16 protein-coding genes are annotated in these 15,774 nt (G+C 59.8%); 8 read left to right on the top strand and 8 right to left on the bottom strand.

Going from position 1 to position 15,774, the window contains the following annotated elements:
• Positions 1-78 precede the first annotated feature (78 nt).
• The 6 genes from dapA (at position 79) to ypfH (ending at position 6,871) form a co-directional block, all read left to right on the top strand.
• Positions 79-960 (top strand): 4-hydroxy-tetrahydrodipicolinate synthase, encoded by an 882-nt coding sequence (dapA, locus tag CRO23_RS05965; protein WP_004941701.1) that lies wholly within the window; start codon positions 79-81, stop codon positions 958-960.
• A gap of 16 nt (positions 961-976) precedes the next feature.
• Positions 977-2,029 (top strand): outer membrane protein assembly factor BamC, encoded by a 1,053-nt coding sequence (bamC, locus tag CRO23_RS05970; RefSeq protein WP_015378707.1) that lies wholly within the window; start codon positions 977-979, stop codon positions 2,027-2,029.
• Between the two features lie 170 nt (positions 2,030-2,199).
• Positions 2,200-2,913: a phosphoribosylaminoimidazolesuccinocarboxamide synthase gene (gene purC, locus CRO23_RS05975; protein ID WP_004941708.1), complete on the top strand. Its 714-nt coding sequence runs from the start codon at positions 2,200-2,202 to the stop codon at positions 2,911-2,913.
• 209 nt (positions 2,914-3,122) lie between these two features.
• Positions 3,123-3,992 carry a KPN_02809 family neutral zinc metallopeptidase gene (ypfJ, locus tag CRO23_RS05980; RefSeq protein WP_048325299.1) on the top strand — a complete coding sequence of 290 codons (870 nt, stop codon included), beginning with the start codon at positions 3,123-3,125 and terminating at the stop codon, positions 3,990-3,992.
• 56 nt (positions 3,993-4,048) lie between these two features.
• Positions 4,049-6,061, top strand: a complete 2,013-nt coding sequence (locus CRO23_RS05985) for a tRNA(Met) cytidine acetyltransferase TmcA (RefSeq protein ID WP_097101563.1) — start codon at positions 4,049-4,051, stop codon at positions 6,059-6,061.
• 120 nt (positions 6,062-6,181) lie between these two features.
• On the top strand, positions 6,182-6,871 hold the full coding sequence (gene ypfH / locus CRO23_RS05990; RefSeq protein ID WP_016926743.1) for an esterase: 690 nt from the start codon (positions 6,182-6,184) through the stop codon (positions 6,869-6,871).
• A 30-nt stretch (positions 6,872-6,901) separates the two neighbouring features.
• On the opposite strand, the gene CRO23_RS05995 is transcribed toward ypfH, so the two are convergent.
• The 5 genes from CRO23_RS05995 to CRO23_RS06015 all read right to left on the bottom strand — a co-directional run bounded on the left by CRO23_RS05995 (position 6,902) and on the right by CRO23_RS06015 (position 10,075).
• Entirely contained in the window at positions 6,902-7,087 is a 186-nt protein-coding gene (locus tag CRO23_RS05995) for a YpfN family protein (protein ID WP_004941720.1), read from the bottom strand.
• 2 nt (positions 7,088-7,089) lie between these two features.
• Entirely contained in the window at positions 7,090-7,764 is a 675-nt protein-coding gene (locus CRO23_RS06000; RefSeq protein WP_016926744.1) for a M15 family metallopeptidase, read from the bottom strand.
• Positions 7,761-8,888, bottom strand: a complete 1,128-nt coding sequence (gene dapE / locus CRO23_RS06005; RefSeq protein WP_016926745.1) for a succinyl-diaminopimelate desuccinylase — start codon at positions 8,886-8,888, stop codon at positions 7,761-7,763. Before dapE ends, CRO23_RS06000 begins: the two co-directional genes overlap by 4 nt.
• Positions 8,885-9,271 (bottom strand): ArsC family reductase, encoded by a 387-nt coding sequence (locus CRO23_RS06010; protein WP_033634178.1) that lies wholly within the window; start codon positions 9,269-9,271, stop codon positions 8,885-8,887. The genes dapE and CRO23_RS06010 overlap by 4 nt, the downstream gene beginning before the upstream one ends.
• Positions 9,272-9,523: 252 nt before the next feature.
• Positions 9,524-10,075, bottom strand: a complete 552-nt coding sequence (locus CRO23_RS06015; protein ID WP_097101565.1) for a LuxR C-terminal-related transcriptional regulator — start codon at positions 10,073-10,075, stop codon at positions 9,524-9,526.
• 531 nt (positions 10,076-10,606) lie between these two features.
• Here CRO23_RS06015 and CRO23_RS06020 point away from each other — a divergent pair.
• The gene (locus CRO23_RS06020) at positions 10,607-11,032 is read left to right on the top strand and encodes a GNAT family N-acetyltransferase (protein WP_004941737.1); all 426 of its coding nucleotides are present in this window, start codon (positions 10,607-10,609) and stop codon (positions 11,030-11,032) included.
• 7 nt (positions 11,033-11,039) lie between these two features.
• On the opposite strand, the gene CRO23_RS06025 is transcribed toward CRO23_RS06020, so the two are convergent.
• Entirely contained in the window at positions 11,040-11,471 is a 432-nt protein-coding gene (locus CRO23_RS06025) for a GNAT family N-acetyltransferase (RefSeq protein ID WP_004941740.1), read from the bottom strand.
• A 9-nt stretch (positions 11,472-11,480) separates the two neighbouring features.
• Positions 11,481-11,960, bottom strand: a complete 480-nt coding sequence (locus CRO23_RS06030; protein WP_016926749.1) for a tetratricopeptide repeat protein — start codon at positions 11,958-11,960, stop codon at positions 11,481-11,483.
• Positions 11,961-12,176: 216 nt separating this feature from the next.
• Here CRO23_RS06030 and ypfM point away from each other — a divergent pair, with 216 nt between their 5' ends.
• Positions 12,177-12,236, top strand: a complete 60-nt coding sequence (gene ypfM, locus CRO23_RS24715) for a protein YpfM (protein WP_100396732.1) — start codon at positions 12,177-12,179, stop codon at positions 12,234-12,236.
• A 126-nt stretch (positions 12,237-12,362) separates the two neighbouring features.
• Here ypfM and acrD read toward each other — a convergent pair whose 3' ends face one another.
• The gene (gene acrD, locus CRO23_RS06035) at positions 12,363-15,500 is read right to left on the bottom strand and encodes a multidrug efflux RND transporter permease AcrD (RefSeq protein WP_016926750.1); all 3,138 of its coding nucleotides are present in this window, start codon (positions 15,498-15,500) and stop codon (positions 12,363-12,365) included.
• Positions 15,501-15,774 lie beyond the last annotated feature (274 nt).

Raw genomic sequence — 15,774 nt, forward strand, 5'->3', positions numbered from 1 at the left:
TTACAACGCGGTTGTGCGCTTGCTTTTGGATAGGCAGCAAAAGTACCATGAGTGACTTGTTTGTGGAGGGGACGGCCAATGTTTACGGGAAGTATTGTTGCACTGGTTACGCCGATGGACGACAAAGGTGCTGTCGATCGCGCGAGCCTGAAAAAATTGATCGATTATCATGTAGCCAGTGGCACCGCGGCGATCGTTTCCGTAGGGACCACCGGCGAGTCCGCAACGCTTGCCCATGACGAGCACGTTGACGTGGTGCTGCAGACGCTGGAGTTGGCCGACGGCCGCATTCCGGTGATCGCCGGCACCGGCGCCAACGCCACCGCCGAAGCCATCGCGCTCACCACCCGCTTCGCCAACACCGGCGTGGTGGGCTGCCTGACGGTGACGCCGTACTACAATAAGCCGACGCAGGAAGGGCTGTATCAGCACTTCAAGGCGATCGCCGAGAGCACCGAACTGCCGCAGATCCTGTATAACGTGCCTTCGCGCACCGGCTGCGACATGCTGCCGCCGACCATCGCTCGGCTGGCGAAAATCAAGAATATTGTTGCTGTAAAAGAAGCGACGGGGAACTTAAGTCGCGTTAGTCAGATCCAAGTGCTGGTTGACGATGAAGATTTCATTTTGCTGAGCGGCGACGACGCCAGCGGGCTGGACTTCATGCAACTGGGCGGCAAAGGGGTGATTTCCGTGACGGCCAACGTGGCCGCGCGCGAGATGGCGGAACTTTGCGCGCTGGCGGCGCAGGGCAAATTTGCCGAAGCGCGCCGCTTAAATCAGCGCTTGATGCCATTGCATCAGGATCTATTTGTAGAAGCAAACCCAATTCCGGTGAAGTGGGCCTGTAAGGCGTTGGGATTGATGGCAACCGATACGCTGCGTCTGCCGATGACGCCGTTGAGCGAAGCCGCCCGCCCGGTGGTGGAGCGCGCGCTGAAAAGCGTCGGTTTGCTGTAACTCTAAGGGAAATTTGATGGCTTATTCATTGCAAAAGTCGACGGTAGCAAAAGTAGTAGGCATCTCATTGGTGATGATGCTGGCAGCCTGCAGCAGCGATCAGCGCTACAAGCGCCAGGTCAGCGGCGACGAGGCCTACCTCGACGCGGCTCCGCTCAAGGCGCTGAACGCGCCGTCCGGCATGATCCTGCCGGTGCAGAGCGGCAACTATGACGTGCCGGCCACAACGGTGCAAGGCAACGTCGGCAAGCAGCTGGACATTCGTCCGCCGGTGCAGCCGTTGGCGCTGCTGAGCGGTTCGCGTGCGCAATACGCCGGCGACAGCGGCACGCTGCTGCTGGAAAACAGCCCGCAGAACCAGAACCTGTGGTCGCGCGTGGTCAGCCTGCTGCAGGCGAAGAACATCGCGATCGCTTCCCGCCAGGACGCCGGTCAGACCCTGACCACCGACTGGGTGAAGTGGAACCGTCTGGACGAAGACAACCAGTACGAAGGCCGTTATCAGATCAGCGTGCAGCAGCAGGGCTACCAGCAGGCGCTGGTGGTGAAAAGCGTTGGCCTGCAGCAGCAGGGCAAGACCGAGCAGGTGACCGATCAGTCTGAGATCCAGCGCTACAACGGCATGATGATCAACACCCTGATCGAAGGCCTGGACAAGCAGGATAACCTGGCGAGCAGCCAGACGGCCAGCCGCTTCGGCGCGCTGGACGTGCAGAGCGGCGCCGATGACACCGGCCTGCCGATGCTGGTGGTGCGCGGCCCGTACACCGTAGTGTGGGATCGCCTGCCGCCGGCGCTCGAAAAACTGGGGATGAAAGTGGGTGACCGCAGCCGTCCGCAGGGCACCGTCGCCGTGACCTACAAGTCCCTGAGCAGCAGCGATTGGGATGCGTTGGGCGTCAAGGATCCTGAACTGACGGAAGGCGATTACAAACTGCAGGTCGGCGATCTCAACAACCGCACCAGCCTGCAATTCATCGATCCGAAAGGCAAACCGCTCACCCAGTCGAAAAACGACGCACTGGTGGCGGCATTCCAGTCAGCCTTCAGCAAAACCAGCGTTAACTAATCAAAAAGGGGCTTCGGCCCCTTTTTGTTTTGTCTATACGGTATCGTTTGCGTCGCAGGTTTGGCACAATAGTGTCCGGCACGCCAAAGAATTCATTAGGTCAATTCTATACCCCCTAATTTCGGGCCGCGCTCGGGAGACAACGGGGATACATCACTGGAGTAAGTAAGATGCAAAAGCTAGCTGAGCTGTATCGCGGAAAGGCAAAAACCGTTTACACCACCGAGAATCCCGATCTGTTGGTGTTGGAGTTCCGCAACGATACGTCAGCACTGGATGGTCAGCGCATTGAGCAGTTCGATCGCAAAGGCATGGTGAACAACAAGTTTAACCATTTCATCATGAGCAAACTGGAAGAAGCCGGCATCCCGACCCAGATGGAGCGTCTGCTGTCCGACAACGAAGTGCTGGTGAAGAAGCTGGACATGGTGCCGGTGGAGTGCGTGATCCGCAACCGCGCCGCCGGTTCGCTGGTGAAGCGTCTGGGCATCGAAGAAGGCCTGGTGCTGAACCCGCCGCTGTTCGATCTGTTCCTGAAAAACGACGCCATGCACGATCCGATGGTGAACGAATCCTACTGCGAAACCTTTGGCTGGGTGAGCAAAGAGCATCTGGCACGCATGCGCGAGCTGAGCTACCGCGCCAACGACGTGTTGACCCAGCTGTTCGACGACGCCGGCCTGATCCTGGTCGACTTCAAACTGGAGTTCGGTCTGTTCAACGGCGAAGTGGTGCTGGGCGATGAGTTCTCGCCGGACGGCAGCCGCCTGTGGGACAAAAACACCCTGGACAAGATGGACAAAGACCGTTTCCGTCAAAGCCTGGGCGGCCTGATCGAAGCCTACGAAGAAGTGGCGCGCCGCATCGGCGTGAAACTCGACTAAGCGTCGGCACCGCCATTCGGGGCGATCCGGCCGGATCGTCCCGCTATTCTGCGTTTTTCCAGAAAATTTCTACATTTCCTCCGCGGCAGACCATTTATAATGATGGATGCGAGATGACTAAAACCTATCCCACTCAGGCTTGAAGCTGCCTTTGCGCTTACGATCGCGGCGCAACTTCAACGAGCAGGGGAAATATCTGGAGTGTATTTATGCGTTGGCAAGGGCGTCGGGAAAGTGACAATGTTGAGGATCGTCGCGGGCAGTCTTCAGGTTTGGGCGGCGGCGGCGGCGGTTTCCGCGTGCCGGTGGGCGGCAAGGGCGGCATCGTCATTCTGGTGGTGGTGCTGGTGGCCGGTTATTACGGCATCGATCTGTCGCCGCTGTTGAACGGCGGTAACGTCGCGCCGCAGGGTCAACAACAGAGCGCCAGCATCAGTCCGAAAGACGATGAGCTGGCCAAATTCACCTCGGTGGTGCTGGCTTCGACCGAGGACAACTGGAAAGAGATTTTCCAGCGCATGGGCAAAACCTATCAACCGCCGAAGCTGGTGATGTATCGCGGCGTGACGCGCACCAGCTGCGGCACCGGTCAGTCGGCGATGGGGCCGTTCTACTGCCCGGGCGACAGAACGGTGTATATCGATCTGTCTTTCTATCAGGACATGAAGACCAAACTGGGCGCCGGCGGTGATTTCGCTCAGGCCTATGTGGTGGCGCACGAAGTCGGCCACCACGTGCAGAACCTGTTGGGCATCGAGCCGAAGGTGCGCCAGATGCAGCAAGGCGCCAGCCAGGCGGAAGTGAACCGCCTGTCGGTGAAAATGGAGCTGCAGGCGGACTGCTTCGCCGGCGTGTGGGGTAAATACGCCGAGAAGCAGCAGATGCTGGAAGAGGGCGACCTGCAGGCGGCGCTGAACGCCGCGCAGGCGATTGGCGACGATCGGTTGCAGCAGCAGAGCCAGGGCCGCGTTGTGCCGGACAGCTTCACTCACGGCACCTCGCAGCAGCGCTACACCTGGTTTAAACAAGGCTTCGACAGCGGCGATCCCAATACCTGCAACACCTTTGCATCCCGTTAACGCCTCAAGTGCCGGAGCCTGACTCCGGCATTTTTTTCGGATTGAGATACAGCCTTATGTTACAGGCAGCGCAACAACTCATGCGGCGGCAGGGCATCCGGCGCCTGCTGGTGCTCAGCGGTGAACCTGACTGGTGCCGCGAACAGGCGCAGCGGCTGGCGGCGACGCTGCCGGGCGACTGGCCGTGGGTGGGGGAAAACCCGCCGCCCGGCCTGACGGCTTTGCCGAGCCGCGCGGTGCGCCAATTGCTGGGGCAGGAGCGGCTGCACGCAGTGTTCGACGCCGGTCAGTCGCTGGACGTGGAGGCGTTGGCGGCGTTGTGCGGCGCATTGCGCGCCGGCAGTTGGCTGCTGCTGTTGACGCCGCCCTGGCGGCAATGGCCTCAGTTACCGGACGGCGACAGTCTGCGCTGGAGCGATTGTCCGCAGCCGATCACCACGCCGCATTTCATTCATCATCTGCAGCAGCATCTGGCCGATGACAGCGAAGTGACGGTCTGGCGGCAGGATGAGCCCCTGACGCTGGCCGCGCTGCCGGCGCGTGAGGGGTGGCAGCCGCCGGATGGCCGCCCGACCGAGGAACAACAGGCGATCTTGACGGCGCTGCTGCAGGCCGAGTCCGGCGTGTGGGTGCTGACCGCCGCCCGTGGCCGCGGCAAATCGACGCTGGCCGGCATGCTGGTGGCGCAGTCGCCGCTGACCTGCTGGATCACCGGGCCGAGCCGCGCCGCCACTGAGGTGGCCGGGGAATGGGCGCAGGGGCGCGCGCAGTTTTGGGCGCCCGATGCCTTGCTGGCGCAGTGCCGGGAAGGCGACGTCAGTGAGGTGGGCTGGCTGCTGGTGGATGAGGCGGCGGCGATCCCCGCGCCGCTGTTGCAGCAGTTGATCGGTTATTTTCCTCGTGTGCTATTGACCACCACGGTGCAGGGCTATGAAGGCACCGGCCGCGGTTTTCTGCTGAAGTTTTGCGCCGGGCTGCCGTCCTATCAGGCGTTGAGCCTGCAACAGCCGATGCGCTGGGCGCAGGGGGATGCGCTGGAACGGATAACGGACAATGCGCTGTTGTTCAACGAGCTGCCCGCCTGGCCGGCGGACGGCCAGGCGATCGATTACAGCCAGGCGGAGCAGCGTGAACTGTGCGCCGATCCGCAGCGGCTGGCGCGTTTCTATGCTCTGCTGAGCAGCGCGCATTACCGCACCTCGCCGCTGGACTTACGCCGGCTGATGGATGCGCCAGGCATGCATTTCGGGCTGGCGCAGGCCGGACAGGAAGTGGTCGGCGCCGTGTGGCTGGCGGAAGAAGGCGGCTTGAGCGCCGAGTTGGCGCACGACGTGTGGGCCGGCCGCCGCCGGCCGCGCGGCAACCTGGTGGCGCAGTCGCTGGCGGCGCATGGCGGCCAGTGGTGGGCGCCGACGCTGCGGTCACGGCGCATTACCCGCATCGCGACGCTGCCGACGCTGCGGCGGCAGGGTATCGCGCGTCAGCTGGTCGAGCGGCAACGCTGCCAGGCGCAGGGTCTGGACTTCCTGTCGGTCAGCTTCGGCTATACCGAGCCGCTGTGGCGCTTTTGGCAATCCTGCGGTTTCGAGCTGGTGCGCATCGGCAGCAAGCCGGAGGCCAGCAGCGGCTGCTATACCGCGATGGCTATCTTGCCCCTGAGCGAGCAAGGGGAGGCGCTGCGGCATGCGGCGCACAAGCACCTGGCGCGTGACTGGCCCTGGCTGCGGCAGCGTATCGAGCTTACGCTGGCGATCCCGGGCGACGACGGCGATACGTCGCTCGGCGAAGAGGACTGGCGCGAGCTGGCCGGGTTCGCTTTCGCCCATCGGCCGCTGGAGGCCAGCCTGGGGGCATTGCAGCGTTTGCTGTTGGCCAGCAGTCTGCCGCTGTCCGCGCTGCGCGGCCATCTGCAGCGGCGGCAATCCCCGGCGGCCTGCGTGGAGCAGGCGGGCGTAAGCGGCCAGAAAGCCTTGCTGCGCTACTGGCGGCACGAAACGGCGCAGGCGCTGGAACAGCTGAATGCGCAGCACTGCCGCTACTGGCGCGACTGGGCGCAGTCGTTGCAATAAATTGAATAACTCGCTCAATAAAACCCGATTTTCCCGATTTCTCAACGGCGTATAGTCACTGTCAGCGGTGCGGCGGCGACTGTCGCCGCACCAGGTATGGTTACAACTAAGGAGTCATCGATGAAACATGAGCATTTCGTTGTCCAAAGCCCGGCGACCCCGGCGGCGCAGCTGATCTTGCTGTTTCACGGTGTCGGCGACAACCCGGTGGCGATGGGGGAGATCGGCAGTTACTTCGCCAAAGAGTTTCCTCAGGCCCAGGTGGTGAGCATCGGTGGCCCCGAAGCGTTTGGCAACGGCGCCGGGCGCCAGTGGTTTTCGGTGCAGGACGTGACCGAAGAGAACCGCGCGGCCCGCATCGCAGCCGTGATGCCGCAGTTTGTGGCGGTGGTGCGCCATTGGCAGCAGTTGAGCGGCGTAGGCTATGCCGGCACGGCGCTGGTGGGGTTCTCGCAGGGGGCGATCATGGCGCTGGAAGCGTTAAAAGCGGAAACCCGACTGGCCGGGCGCGTGGTCGCGTTCAGCGGGCGTTTCGCCCAGTTGCCTGAGCAGGCTTTCGGCGACAGCGTGGTGCATTTGATCCACGGTGAAGAGGACGCGGTGATCGCGGTGCAGCACGCTCATGCGGCGGCGGAAGCGTTACGGGCCGGCGGCGCCGATTTCACGCTGGACGTGGAGGAAAACGTCGGGCACGCAATCAACCAGGGCATGATGAACGCCGCGCTGGAAAGGCTGCATTATTACGTGCCGCAGCGCTACTGGGACGAGGCATTGTCCGGCAAGCGCGGCGAGCTGATCGCCTTTCGCTGAAAACTCAGGGCGCCGATGAGCGCCCTGATGTCATTTCTTTTTCGGCCAGTCGTCTTCGTCATCCCACTGGGCGTTGTTGTCGCGGTGCGGCGGTATCTCCGGCTTGTTGGCCAGATAGCTTTTCACGTCGACGCGGCGCAGTTCCTTGATGCCGCTGACGACCATCCCCACCAGAACCAGCAGGATAATCCACCAGTAATCAGCTAACCATTGCATAGCTACTCCTTTCCTTCACTGCGTATAAAACGCGAAAAAATCGAGGGCAGATGGCGTTCGAGCCATTCGGCACCGGCGACCTCCTTATCATGCCAGGCCGCCAGCAACAGCGCCGGGGTCAGCAAATGTTCGGCCTCTTGCGCCAGCGGCCGGTAGCTCAGATGCCACGGCTCCACCGCCACGCCGCCGCTGTCTTCGGTAAAGGGGCGATAGAAACCGAACTCGGCCATATGCGCCGTCAGCCACTGGTTGAGTGGCGCAAAGTACCCGCCTTCTTCATATTCCCACGGCTCCAGCTGCAGCTTTTGCCCTTCCGGCAACAGCGACGGATCGTACACGTCCAAATCGCTGCCCCAGTGATGGCGGCTGGCGCCAGGCAAGGCTGACCAGCGCAGGATCGCCTCACAGCGCTCGGCGGCGGACAGCGGCGCGACGTCGATCGGTTGGCTGTCCTTATCTAATACTGGCCGCTGGCCGCAGAATTTGCCATTCCAAATCGCCAACTGACGGTCGAAATCGCGGAAGGTACTGGCGGGCTGGAGATCGAATCCCGCCTCACGCGCCGCCTGCTGCATCGCCAGGAAGGCGTTGACCGCCTGCGGCTGCAGGCGGTGGTTGCCGCTCAGCGGCGCCAGGTGTTCGGTTGAGCGGCCGGTGAGCATCTCTGCGTTGATCATGCGACCAATTGCTCCATGATGCGTTGATACATGCGGCTCAGCAGCTGCAGATCCGCGGCGTTGACACATTCGTTGACCTTGTGGATGGTGGCGTTAACCGGCCCCAGTTCCACCACCTGCGCGCCCATCTGCGCGATGAAGCGGCCGTCGGAGGTGCCGCCGGTGGTCAGCAGCTGCGGCGTCAATTCAGAATAGTGCTCGACGGCGTTGACCACCGCATCCACCAGCGCGCCGCGCGAGGTGAGGAACGGTTGACCGGACAGCCGCCATTCGATGCTGTAATTCAACTGATGGCGTTCCAGCAGCTCTTCCACGCGCTGCTTGATCATCGCGTCAGTCAGTTCGGTGCTGAACCGGAAGTTGAACTGCACGTAGAGATCGCCCGGGATCACGTTGTTGCTGCCGGTGCCGGCCTGCACGTTGGCGATCTGCATGCTGGTCGGCGGGAAGAACTCGTTGCCGCGATCCCATTCGATCGCTACCAGTTCATTCAGCGCCGGCATGGCGCGGTGCACTGGGTTGTCCGCCAAATGCGGATAGGCGACGTGCCCCTGTACGCCGTGGATATGCAGGTTGGCGGTGATGGAGCCGCGACGGCCGTTTTTCACCACGTCGCCGACGCGTTCGGTGCTGGACGGCTCGCCGACCAGGCAGTAATCCAGCCGCTCGTTGCGCGCCATCAGCGCTTCGACCACTTTAACCGTGCCGTGAGTGGCGCTGGCTTCTTCATCTGAAGTGATCAGAAATGCCAGGCGGCCCCGGTGATTCGGGTTGGCGGCGACAAAGCGCTCCGCGGCCACCACCATCGCGGCCAATGAGCCTTTCATGTCCGCCGCGCCACGGCCATACAGCATGCCGTCGCGGATCGCCGGTTCAAACGGCGGGTTTTCCCAGCGTGTTTCATCGCCGGTCGGCACCACGTCGGTGTGCCCGGCAAACGCCAGGGTTTGCCCTTCGCCGCGCCAGGCCCAGAAGTTTTGGGTGTCTTCGAAGTCCATTGCTTCGACGGTGAAGCCGATCGCCTGCAGACGGTCGATCATCAGCTGCTGGCAGCCTTCGTCATTCGGGCTGAGGGAAGGGCGCTTGATCAACTGCTGGGCCAGTTCGATAACCGGGCAAGTCATACGGCAACCTCGGCGATAAATTGTTGGTAAGCGTCGGCGTTAAAACCGAGCAGGGCGTGGCCATTGCCGTCGTCCAGCAGCGGACGTTTAATGATCGCCGGCTGCGCCAGCATCAGCGCGATGGCGGCGTCGGCATTATCACAGGCGTTGCGCTGCGCTTCATCCAGCTTGCGCCAGGTGGTGCCGCGGGTATTGAGCAGCGGCTCCCAACCCAGTTGCGCGACGAAACCGCGCAGTTGCTGTTCGGTCAGGCCGTCGGCGCGGTAGTCGTGAAAATGATAGGCCACGCCCCGATCTTCCAGCCAGCGGCGGGCTTTTTTGATGGTGTCGCAGTTTTTGATGCCGTACATCGTCAGCGTTGTTTGTTGCGGTTTGTTTGCCATGGCGTAAAGCTACCTGTCTCGTCGAGTCGATACTGAGCGGCGGGCGCGGTCTTAGGCCTTCTCGCCGCCCGGCGATAGCAGAGATAATGCCAGTAAAGCGGCGGCGAGATCCAGACAACGATGCGCGCGAGACACGATTGGGCGCCAGGGTGAGAGGTTGGCAAACTGATGAAACGGCGACCTTCGCCGGCGGTGCGCTTAAAAGACGCCGGCGAACGCGTTCTGCCGCCAATGCGGAGCGGGGAGGGAGAACTATTCTTTATTGATTCTTATGTTTAAACGCTCGGTCAAGCAACGCACGCGGGTAATATGCAACAGCGGTTTTATCCTGCTGGCGCCGAGTTTTTTCATGATTTGTGATTTGTAATGATTGGCGGTTTTATTTCTGATATTCATGGCATTGCTGATGTCGGCCAGCGATTTTCCCGTCGACCACTCCGAGAGAAAATGCGATTCGCGCTGAGAGAGTTGCGGCGGCTCGGTATAGTGACTGTAACGCTTATATAAGTCGCCGATCAGGTGGCTGAAACGGCTCAATGATATAAGGTTTGATAATATAATGGTCTTATTGTCGACAATCACCATCTCATGCAGGCAGTCGGTGATAATGATTATTTTGTAGGTATTGGGGTTGGCATATTCATCGCGGTAACACGCTTCAAAGTTGGCAATGGTGACATCGATAAAGCAGACCCTTTTGCGGCTAAAGCCGGCCGGCGCGCGTTTTTCCGCCCAGGTTTGGTTAATGAGTTGTCGGATGCCGACGGTGGTATAGGCGCACTCGCTGAAAATATCAATTTCCATTTTATTATAATCCTTTACTTTTTATTTCCCGGTGAGGATGGCTATCTTAAAACATAAAAAAAGAAATAATCTAAATAATTTCATGTTGAACTTTTCTTGCGTCGCAAACGAATGAGCGTTATCTGGGCGCCAGCTTTGAAGGGAAGGTTATATACTAGCATGATTTATAAAGAGTAAATCTTTTTTTCAACCGAATTTTTAAGCAAGGTAAGGTTAATAGAATAGACATCTTCTATTAATACCGCGGTAATTAAAAGGAATTAACATAGATTAAGACTATCAAAATTGGATAAACGATCGGTTTTGACGATCATCTAGTGGTGGTTGTTTTAGCTTAACGGATTAATAATTAAGATTTTTCTTGGTTCTGTCACGATGGGTGGCCTTATTTTGAACGTCACTAAAGTCGGCGCTGAAGTCATGAAAATATTAACGTTGAAATTGAGAGAAAGATAATTCTAAACAAAGAAACTGCGATGTTTTAAGCTGTAATCAGAGTGTGAACGTGGATGATTGATACGGAGAGCCGACGTGAAAAAATGTCATATCGAAATTTCCGAGCGGGTAACGCAGGAAATAACGTCCTGTATCGCGGAGGGATTGGATCGTTTTAATGATCAACATATCGGCTACGGCGATCGTCTGCCGCTGGCGGTGGTGGTAAGAGATCCCGACAGTGGGGAAGTTCTGGGGGGGATTACCGGACGCTCATCGTTAGGGCTGCTGTTTCTCGAGCTCTTTTATCTGCCGGAAGCGCTGCGCGGCGCGGGGTTGGGCAGCGAACTGTTGCGCCGTTTCGAGCAGGAAGGCCGCCGGCGCGGTTGCCTTTCCGCCGTGTTGTACACCATAAGCTTTCAGGCGCCGGATTTTTATCAACGGCATGGCTGGCAGCGTATGGGTGAAGTGCCTTGCTTGCCGCCGGGAACTCGCCGTATCTTTATGAGCAAAACCTTGTGATGCGCGTTTAACGCACGTAGCCTCCTTGTTGCAGGCGCTGCAGCGCAGCGCCGTCCGCATACACCATGCCGGTGGTCAAATCGTGAAAGCCGTACTTTTTATAGAAGGCCAGCTTTTCCGGCACCGAATAGATGAAAATCTTGCCGAGCGGCGCCAGATCTTGCATCACCCGATCCATCAACCTGCGCCCCAGCCCTTGTCCCTGAAAGCGCGGATCGATCGCCACGTCCGCCAGGTAGGCGACCGATGTCAGATCGCTGATGGCATGTGCAGTGGCGATCAACTCGTCGCCGATAAAACCCCAATAGCAAAACTGGCTGTGTTGGTAAACGCGCCGCAAGGTGTGCGGATCGCGCTTGCCCAGCCCGGCGGCCTCCAGCAATTCACACAGCCGCTGCCAGTCGATGGCGCGGCGGCTCGGATCGGTGATAATTTCCATCGTTTTCCTCTAACCGATAAGACTGAGATCGGCGGCATAGTGCCGAATGGCGCGTTGATAACCGCGGATGTCGGGGTCTGACGAGGTGTCCGCCAGCAGCAGCAACAGATCGGTCACGGCCCGTTTATTTTCACCCAGGTTGTACAGCGCCATGGCGCGAAACAGCATCAGCTCGTTGGCCTGCGGGAACTCGGCCAGGCCGTCGTCGAAAGCCCGTAGCGACGCCGAATATTCTCCCAGGGCGCGGTAGGTGCTGCCGAGACCCAGCCAGGCCTCGCGGCGCTGGGCGGGCGGCAAATCGCGAGCCAACGCCGCGAGGTAGCAGGGAATGGCCTGTTGCTCCAGGCCCTGTACGTCATACAGGCAGGCCAGCTGAAAGTGCAACATCGCCGCTTCCGGCTCTGCCGTCAGCTGCCTTAGCGCCAGCGCGGTCGCCTCCTGATAGCGGCCCTGCGTTTTCAACTGCGAGAGAGACAAAGAGCTGGACATGATCGACGCTCCATTGGCGTATTTTTATACCTTTTACACGCTACCGCGGAGAAATTGATATCACAAGGGAATAGCGGCACTAAACATTGATCAGATAAATACGAAAATGTGCGCTAAGCCCGGTTTCCGGGCCCGGCATCGTTCCCGTTTCCCTTCACATGGTCAAAAAACAGGCGTAGAATCCGCTTCGTCAAATAATTGAGGTTGTAAAGTATTATGGTTGATCGTGAATTAGGAAACTGGAAAGACTTCATTGATGAGATGTTGGGCAACTGACACAGCGTTGAAGCAGATGGCAAGGTTGAGTCATTGGAACGTCACTGAAACGCCTTGGGAACGAGATTTTCGTTCGAAATAAAGCAGCATCGGTAACCCGACGCTGCTTTTTTTATATCCCGCGGATCAGTCCCCGCTGGCCGGCGTATTGCCTGCCGGATGCGCTTTACCCGGGAAGCGGCGCCGTACCAGCACGAAGAACAGCGGCACGAAGAAAATCGCCAGCAGGGTGGCGGAGATCATGCCGCCCATCACCCCGGTGCCGACCGCATGCTGGCTGCCGGAACCGGCGCCGCTGCTGGTGGCCATCGGCAGCACGCCGAAGATGAACGCCAGCGAGGTCATCAGGATCGGCCGCAGGCGCATGCGGGACGCGTCGAGCGTCGCCGACATCAGATCTTGGCCTTTATGGTTCAGCTCATTGGCGAACTCGACGATCAGAATGGCGTTTTTCGCCGACAGCCCAATGATGGTCAACAGGCCAACCTGGAAATAGACGTCGTTCTCCAGACCGCGCAGCCAGGTGGCGGCGACCGCGCCGATCACCCCCAGCGGCACCACCAGCATCACCGAGAACGGTATCGACCAGCTCTCGTACAGCGCCGCCAGGCACAGGAACACCACCAGCAGCGAAATGGCGTACAGCGCCGGCGCCTGCGAGCCGGACAGCCGTTCCTGATAGGACATCGCCGTCCATTCCAGCCCGAAACCGGTCGGCAGTTGGCTGACCAGTTTTTCCATTTCCGCCATGGCGGTGCCGGTGCTGACGCCGTTGGCCGCCTCGCCGACGATCTCCAGCGCCGAGCTGCCGTTATAGCGCTCCAGCCGCGGCGAGCCGTACTCCCAGTGCGAGGTGGCGAAGGCCGAGAACGGCACCATGCCGCCCGCGCTGTTGCGCACATACCATTTATTGATGTCATCCGGCAGCATGCGGAACGGCGCCGCGGCCTGCACGTAGACTTTTTTCACCCGCCCGCGGTCGACGAAGTCGTTGACGTAGGTCGAGCCCCAGGCGGTGGAGAGGGTATTGTTGATGTCGTCGATCGATACGCCCAGCGCCTGAGCCTTGCGCTGATCGATATCGATTTGCAGCTGCGGGCTGTCGTCCAGGCCGTTGTGGCGCACGCGCGACAGCAGCGGATTTTGCCCGGCCAGCTGCAGCAATTGATCGCGCGCCGCCATCAGTTTGGCGTGGCCGAGCCCGGCGTGGTCTTCCAACTCCATGTCGAAGCCGGAGGAGTTGCCGAGACCGGTGATCGCCGGCGGGCTGCTGGCGATCACCCGGGCTTCGTTAATCTTGTTGAATGCCAGCGTGGCGCGATCGATGATGTCGAACGAGCTGTTGGCGCCCGAGGTGCGCAGGTCCCAGTCTTTCAGCCGCACGAACAGGCGTGCCACGTTTTGGCCGTTGCCGCCGGGCCCGGAGCCGATGATGGCGAACACCGACAATACGTCCTGTTTCTCTTCGGTGAGGAAGTACCGCTCGACCTTTTCCACCACTTTGGAGGTTTGCTGCAGGGTCGAGCCCGCCGGCAGTTGCACCTGCACGGTGAAGATGCCGCGGTCTTCCTGCGGCAGGAACGAGGTCGGCAGCTTGATGAACAGCAGCGCCATGCCGCCGAGCAACAGCAGATAAATCACCATGTAGCGGCCGCTGGCGTGCAGAATGCGCCCCACACCGCGCTCATAGCGTTCGGCGTTGCGGTTGAACATGCGGTTGAACCAGCCGAAGAAGCCGCGCTTGCCGTGATGGTGCCCTTTGGCGATCGGTTTGAGCAGCGTGGCGCACAGGGCCGGGGTCAGGATCATCGCCACCAGCACCGACAGCACCATGGCGGAGACGATGGTGATGGAGAACTGGCGATAGATGGCGCCGGTGGTGCCGCCGAAGAACGCCATCGGCACGAACACCGCCGACAGCACCAGGGCGATGCCGACCAGCGCGCTCTGGATCTGCCCCATGGATTTGCGCGTGGCTTCACGCGGCGGCAGGCCTTCCTCGCTCATCACGCGTTCGACGTTCTCCACCACCACGATGGCGTCGTCCACCAGCAGGCCGATCGCCAGCACCATGGCGAACATGGTGAGGGTGTTGATGCTGAAGCCGCAGGCGGAAAGGATGGCGAAGGTGCCCATCAGCACCACCGGCACGGCGATGGTGGGGATCAGCGTGGCGCGGAAGTTCTGCAGGAACAGATACATCACCAGGAACACCAGCAGGATGGCTTCCAGCAGCGTTTTCACCACGTCCTTGATCGAGGCTTTGACGAACGGGGTGGTTTCATAGGCCACTTTGGCCTCCAGCCCGTGCGGGAAGTATTGCGACAGCTCGGCGATCTTGTCCTTCACCAACTGGTCGGTTTGCAGTTCGTTGGCGCCGGAGGCCAGCTTGATGTTCATGCCCGCGGCCTGCATGCCGTTGTAGCGGCTGAGGTAGTTGTAGTTCTCGCCGCCCAGTTCGACGGTGGCGACGTTGCCCAGCGTCACCAGCGAGCCGTCCTGATTGACCCGCAAGGTGATCTGGCGGAACTGTTCCGGCGTCTGGAGCTGCGACTGGGCGTTGATGGTGGCGTTCAACGCCTGTTTATCGACCGATGGCGTGCCGCCCAACTGGCCGACCGCCACCTGGGCGTTCTGGGATTGAATGGCCTTGACCACGTCCTGGGTCGTGAGCTGGTAGCTGTTGAGCTTGTTGGGATCGAGCCAGATGCGCATGGCGTATTGCGAGCCATACACGTCCATGCTGCCGACGCCGTTGATGCGGCTGAGCGGATCCTGCAGGTTGGAGACGATGTAATCGGCGATGTCCTGCTTGTCCATGCTGTTGTCGGTGGAGACGAACGCCACCATCATCAGCGTGGTGTCGCCGGATTTCGAGACCGTGACCCCCTGATTCTGCACCGCCTGCGGCAAACGTTTGATCGCCGCCTGCAGCTGGTTTTGCACCTGCTGCATCGCCTCGTTGGGATCGGTGCCGGCTTCGAATGTCAGCGTGACGGTCGCCTGGCCGGTATTGGTGCTCTGCGACGACATATACATCATGTTGTCGAGGCCGGTCATATTTTGCTCAATGATTTGGGTGACGGTGTTTTCCAGCGTTTGCGCCGAAGCGCCTGGGTAAGTTGCGCTGATGCGCACGTTCGGCGGCGCCAAATTCGGGTATTGTTCTACCGGTAAAGAAAAAATCGCCAATGCCCCGGTCAGGCAAAGAATAATTGCCAGCACCCAGGCGAAAATCGGGCGATCAATAAAAAAATTGGCCATGCAGCGCGAACCTCGTTATGACTTGTTCTATCTTTAAAACGCATCGGAAATATGCATTTCAGCGGCAGGGAAGGATTCCGGCGCTATTGCACTTTACTCGGGATAGTCGAGGAAAGCGTGGAGAAAAAAAGGAGATAGTGTAAATAACGGTAGCGGAAAACGGCGCGGATGCACCGACGCCGATAATTGGACGCTATTAAGACATTTTTATTACTATCAAAGGCCTTGCGCATCTCTTCGCCGCAGGCAACCGAAAGTAAAAACTGGATTCACC

Origin of the sequence: Serratia sp. JKS296 (assembly GCF_900215445.1) — a bacterium.
Classification (GTDB): domain Bacteria; phylum Pseudomonadota; class Gammaproteobacteria; order Enterobacterales; family Enterobacteriaceae; genus Serratia; species Serratia marcescens.

Coding starts and splice junctions, on each gene's coding strand:
- dapA (WP_004941701.1), top strand. CDS start 79: ATGTTTACGGGAAGTATTGTTGCACTGGTTACGCCGATGGACGACAAA.
- bamC (WP_015378707.1), top strand. CDS start 977: ATGGCTTATTCATTGCAAAAGTCGACGGTAGCAAAAGTAGTAGGCATC.
- purC (WP_004941708.1), top strand. CDS start 2,200: ATGCAAAAGCTAGCTGAGCTGTATCGCGGAAAGGCAAAAACCGTTTAC.
- ypfJ (WP_048325299.1), top strand. CDS start 3,123: ATGCGTTGGCAAGGGCGTCGGGAAAGTGACAATGTTGAGGATCGTCGC.
- CRO23_RS05985 (WP_097101563.1), top strand. CDS start 4,049: ATGTTACAGGCAGCGCAACAACTCATGCGGCGGCAGGGCATCCGGCGC.
- ypfH (WP_016926743.1), top strand. CDS start 6,182: ATGAAACATGAGCATTTCGTTGTCCAAAGCCCGGCGACCCCGGCGGCG.
- CRO23_RS05995 (WP_004941720.1), bottom strand. CDS start 7,087: ATGCAATGGTTAGCTGATTACTGGTGGATTATCCTGCTGGTTCTGGTG.
- CRO23_RS06000 (WP_016926744.1), bottom strand. CDS start 7,764: ATGATCAACGCAGAGATGCTCACCGGCCGCTCAACCGAACACCTGGCG.
- dapE (WP_016926745.1), bottom strand. CDS start 8,888: ATGACTTGCCCGGTTATCGAACTGGCCCAGCAGTTGATCAAGCGCCCT.
- CRO23_RS06010 (WP_033634178.1), bottom strand. CDS start 9,271: ATGGCAAACAAACCGCAACAAACAACGCTGACGATGTACGGCATCAAA.
- CRO23_RS06015 (WP_097101565.1), bottom strand. CDS start 10,075: ATGGAAATTGATATTTTCAGCGAGTGCGCCTATACCACCGTCGGCATC.
- CRO23_RS06025 (WP_004941740.1), bottom strand. CDS start 11,471: ATGGAAATTATCACCGATCCGAGCCGCCGCGCCATCGACTGGCAGCGG.
- CRO23_RS06030 (WP_016926749.1), bottom strand. CDS start 11,960: ATGTCCAGCTCTTTGTCTCTCTCGCAGTTGAAAACGCAGGGCCGCTAT.
- acrD (WP_016926750.1), bottom strand. CDS start 15,500: ATGGCCAATTTTTTTATTGATCGCCCGATTTTCGCCTGGGTGCTGGCA.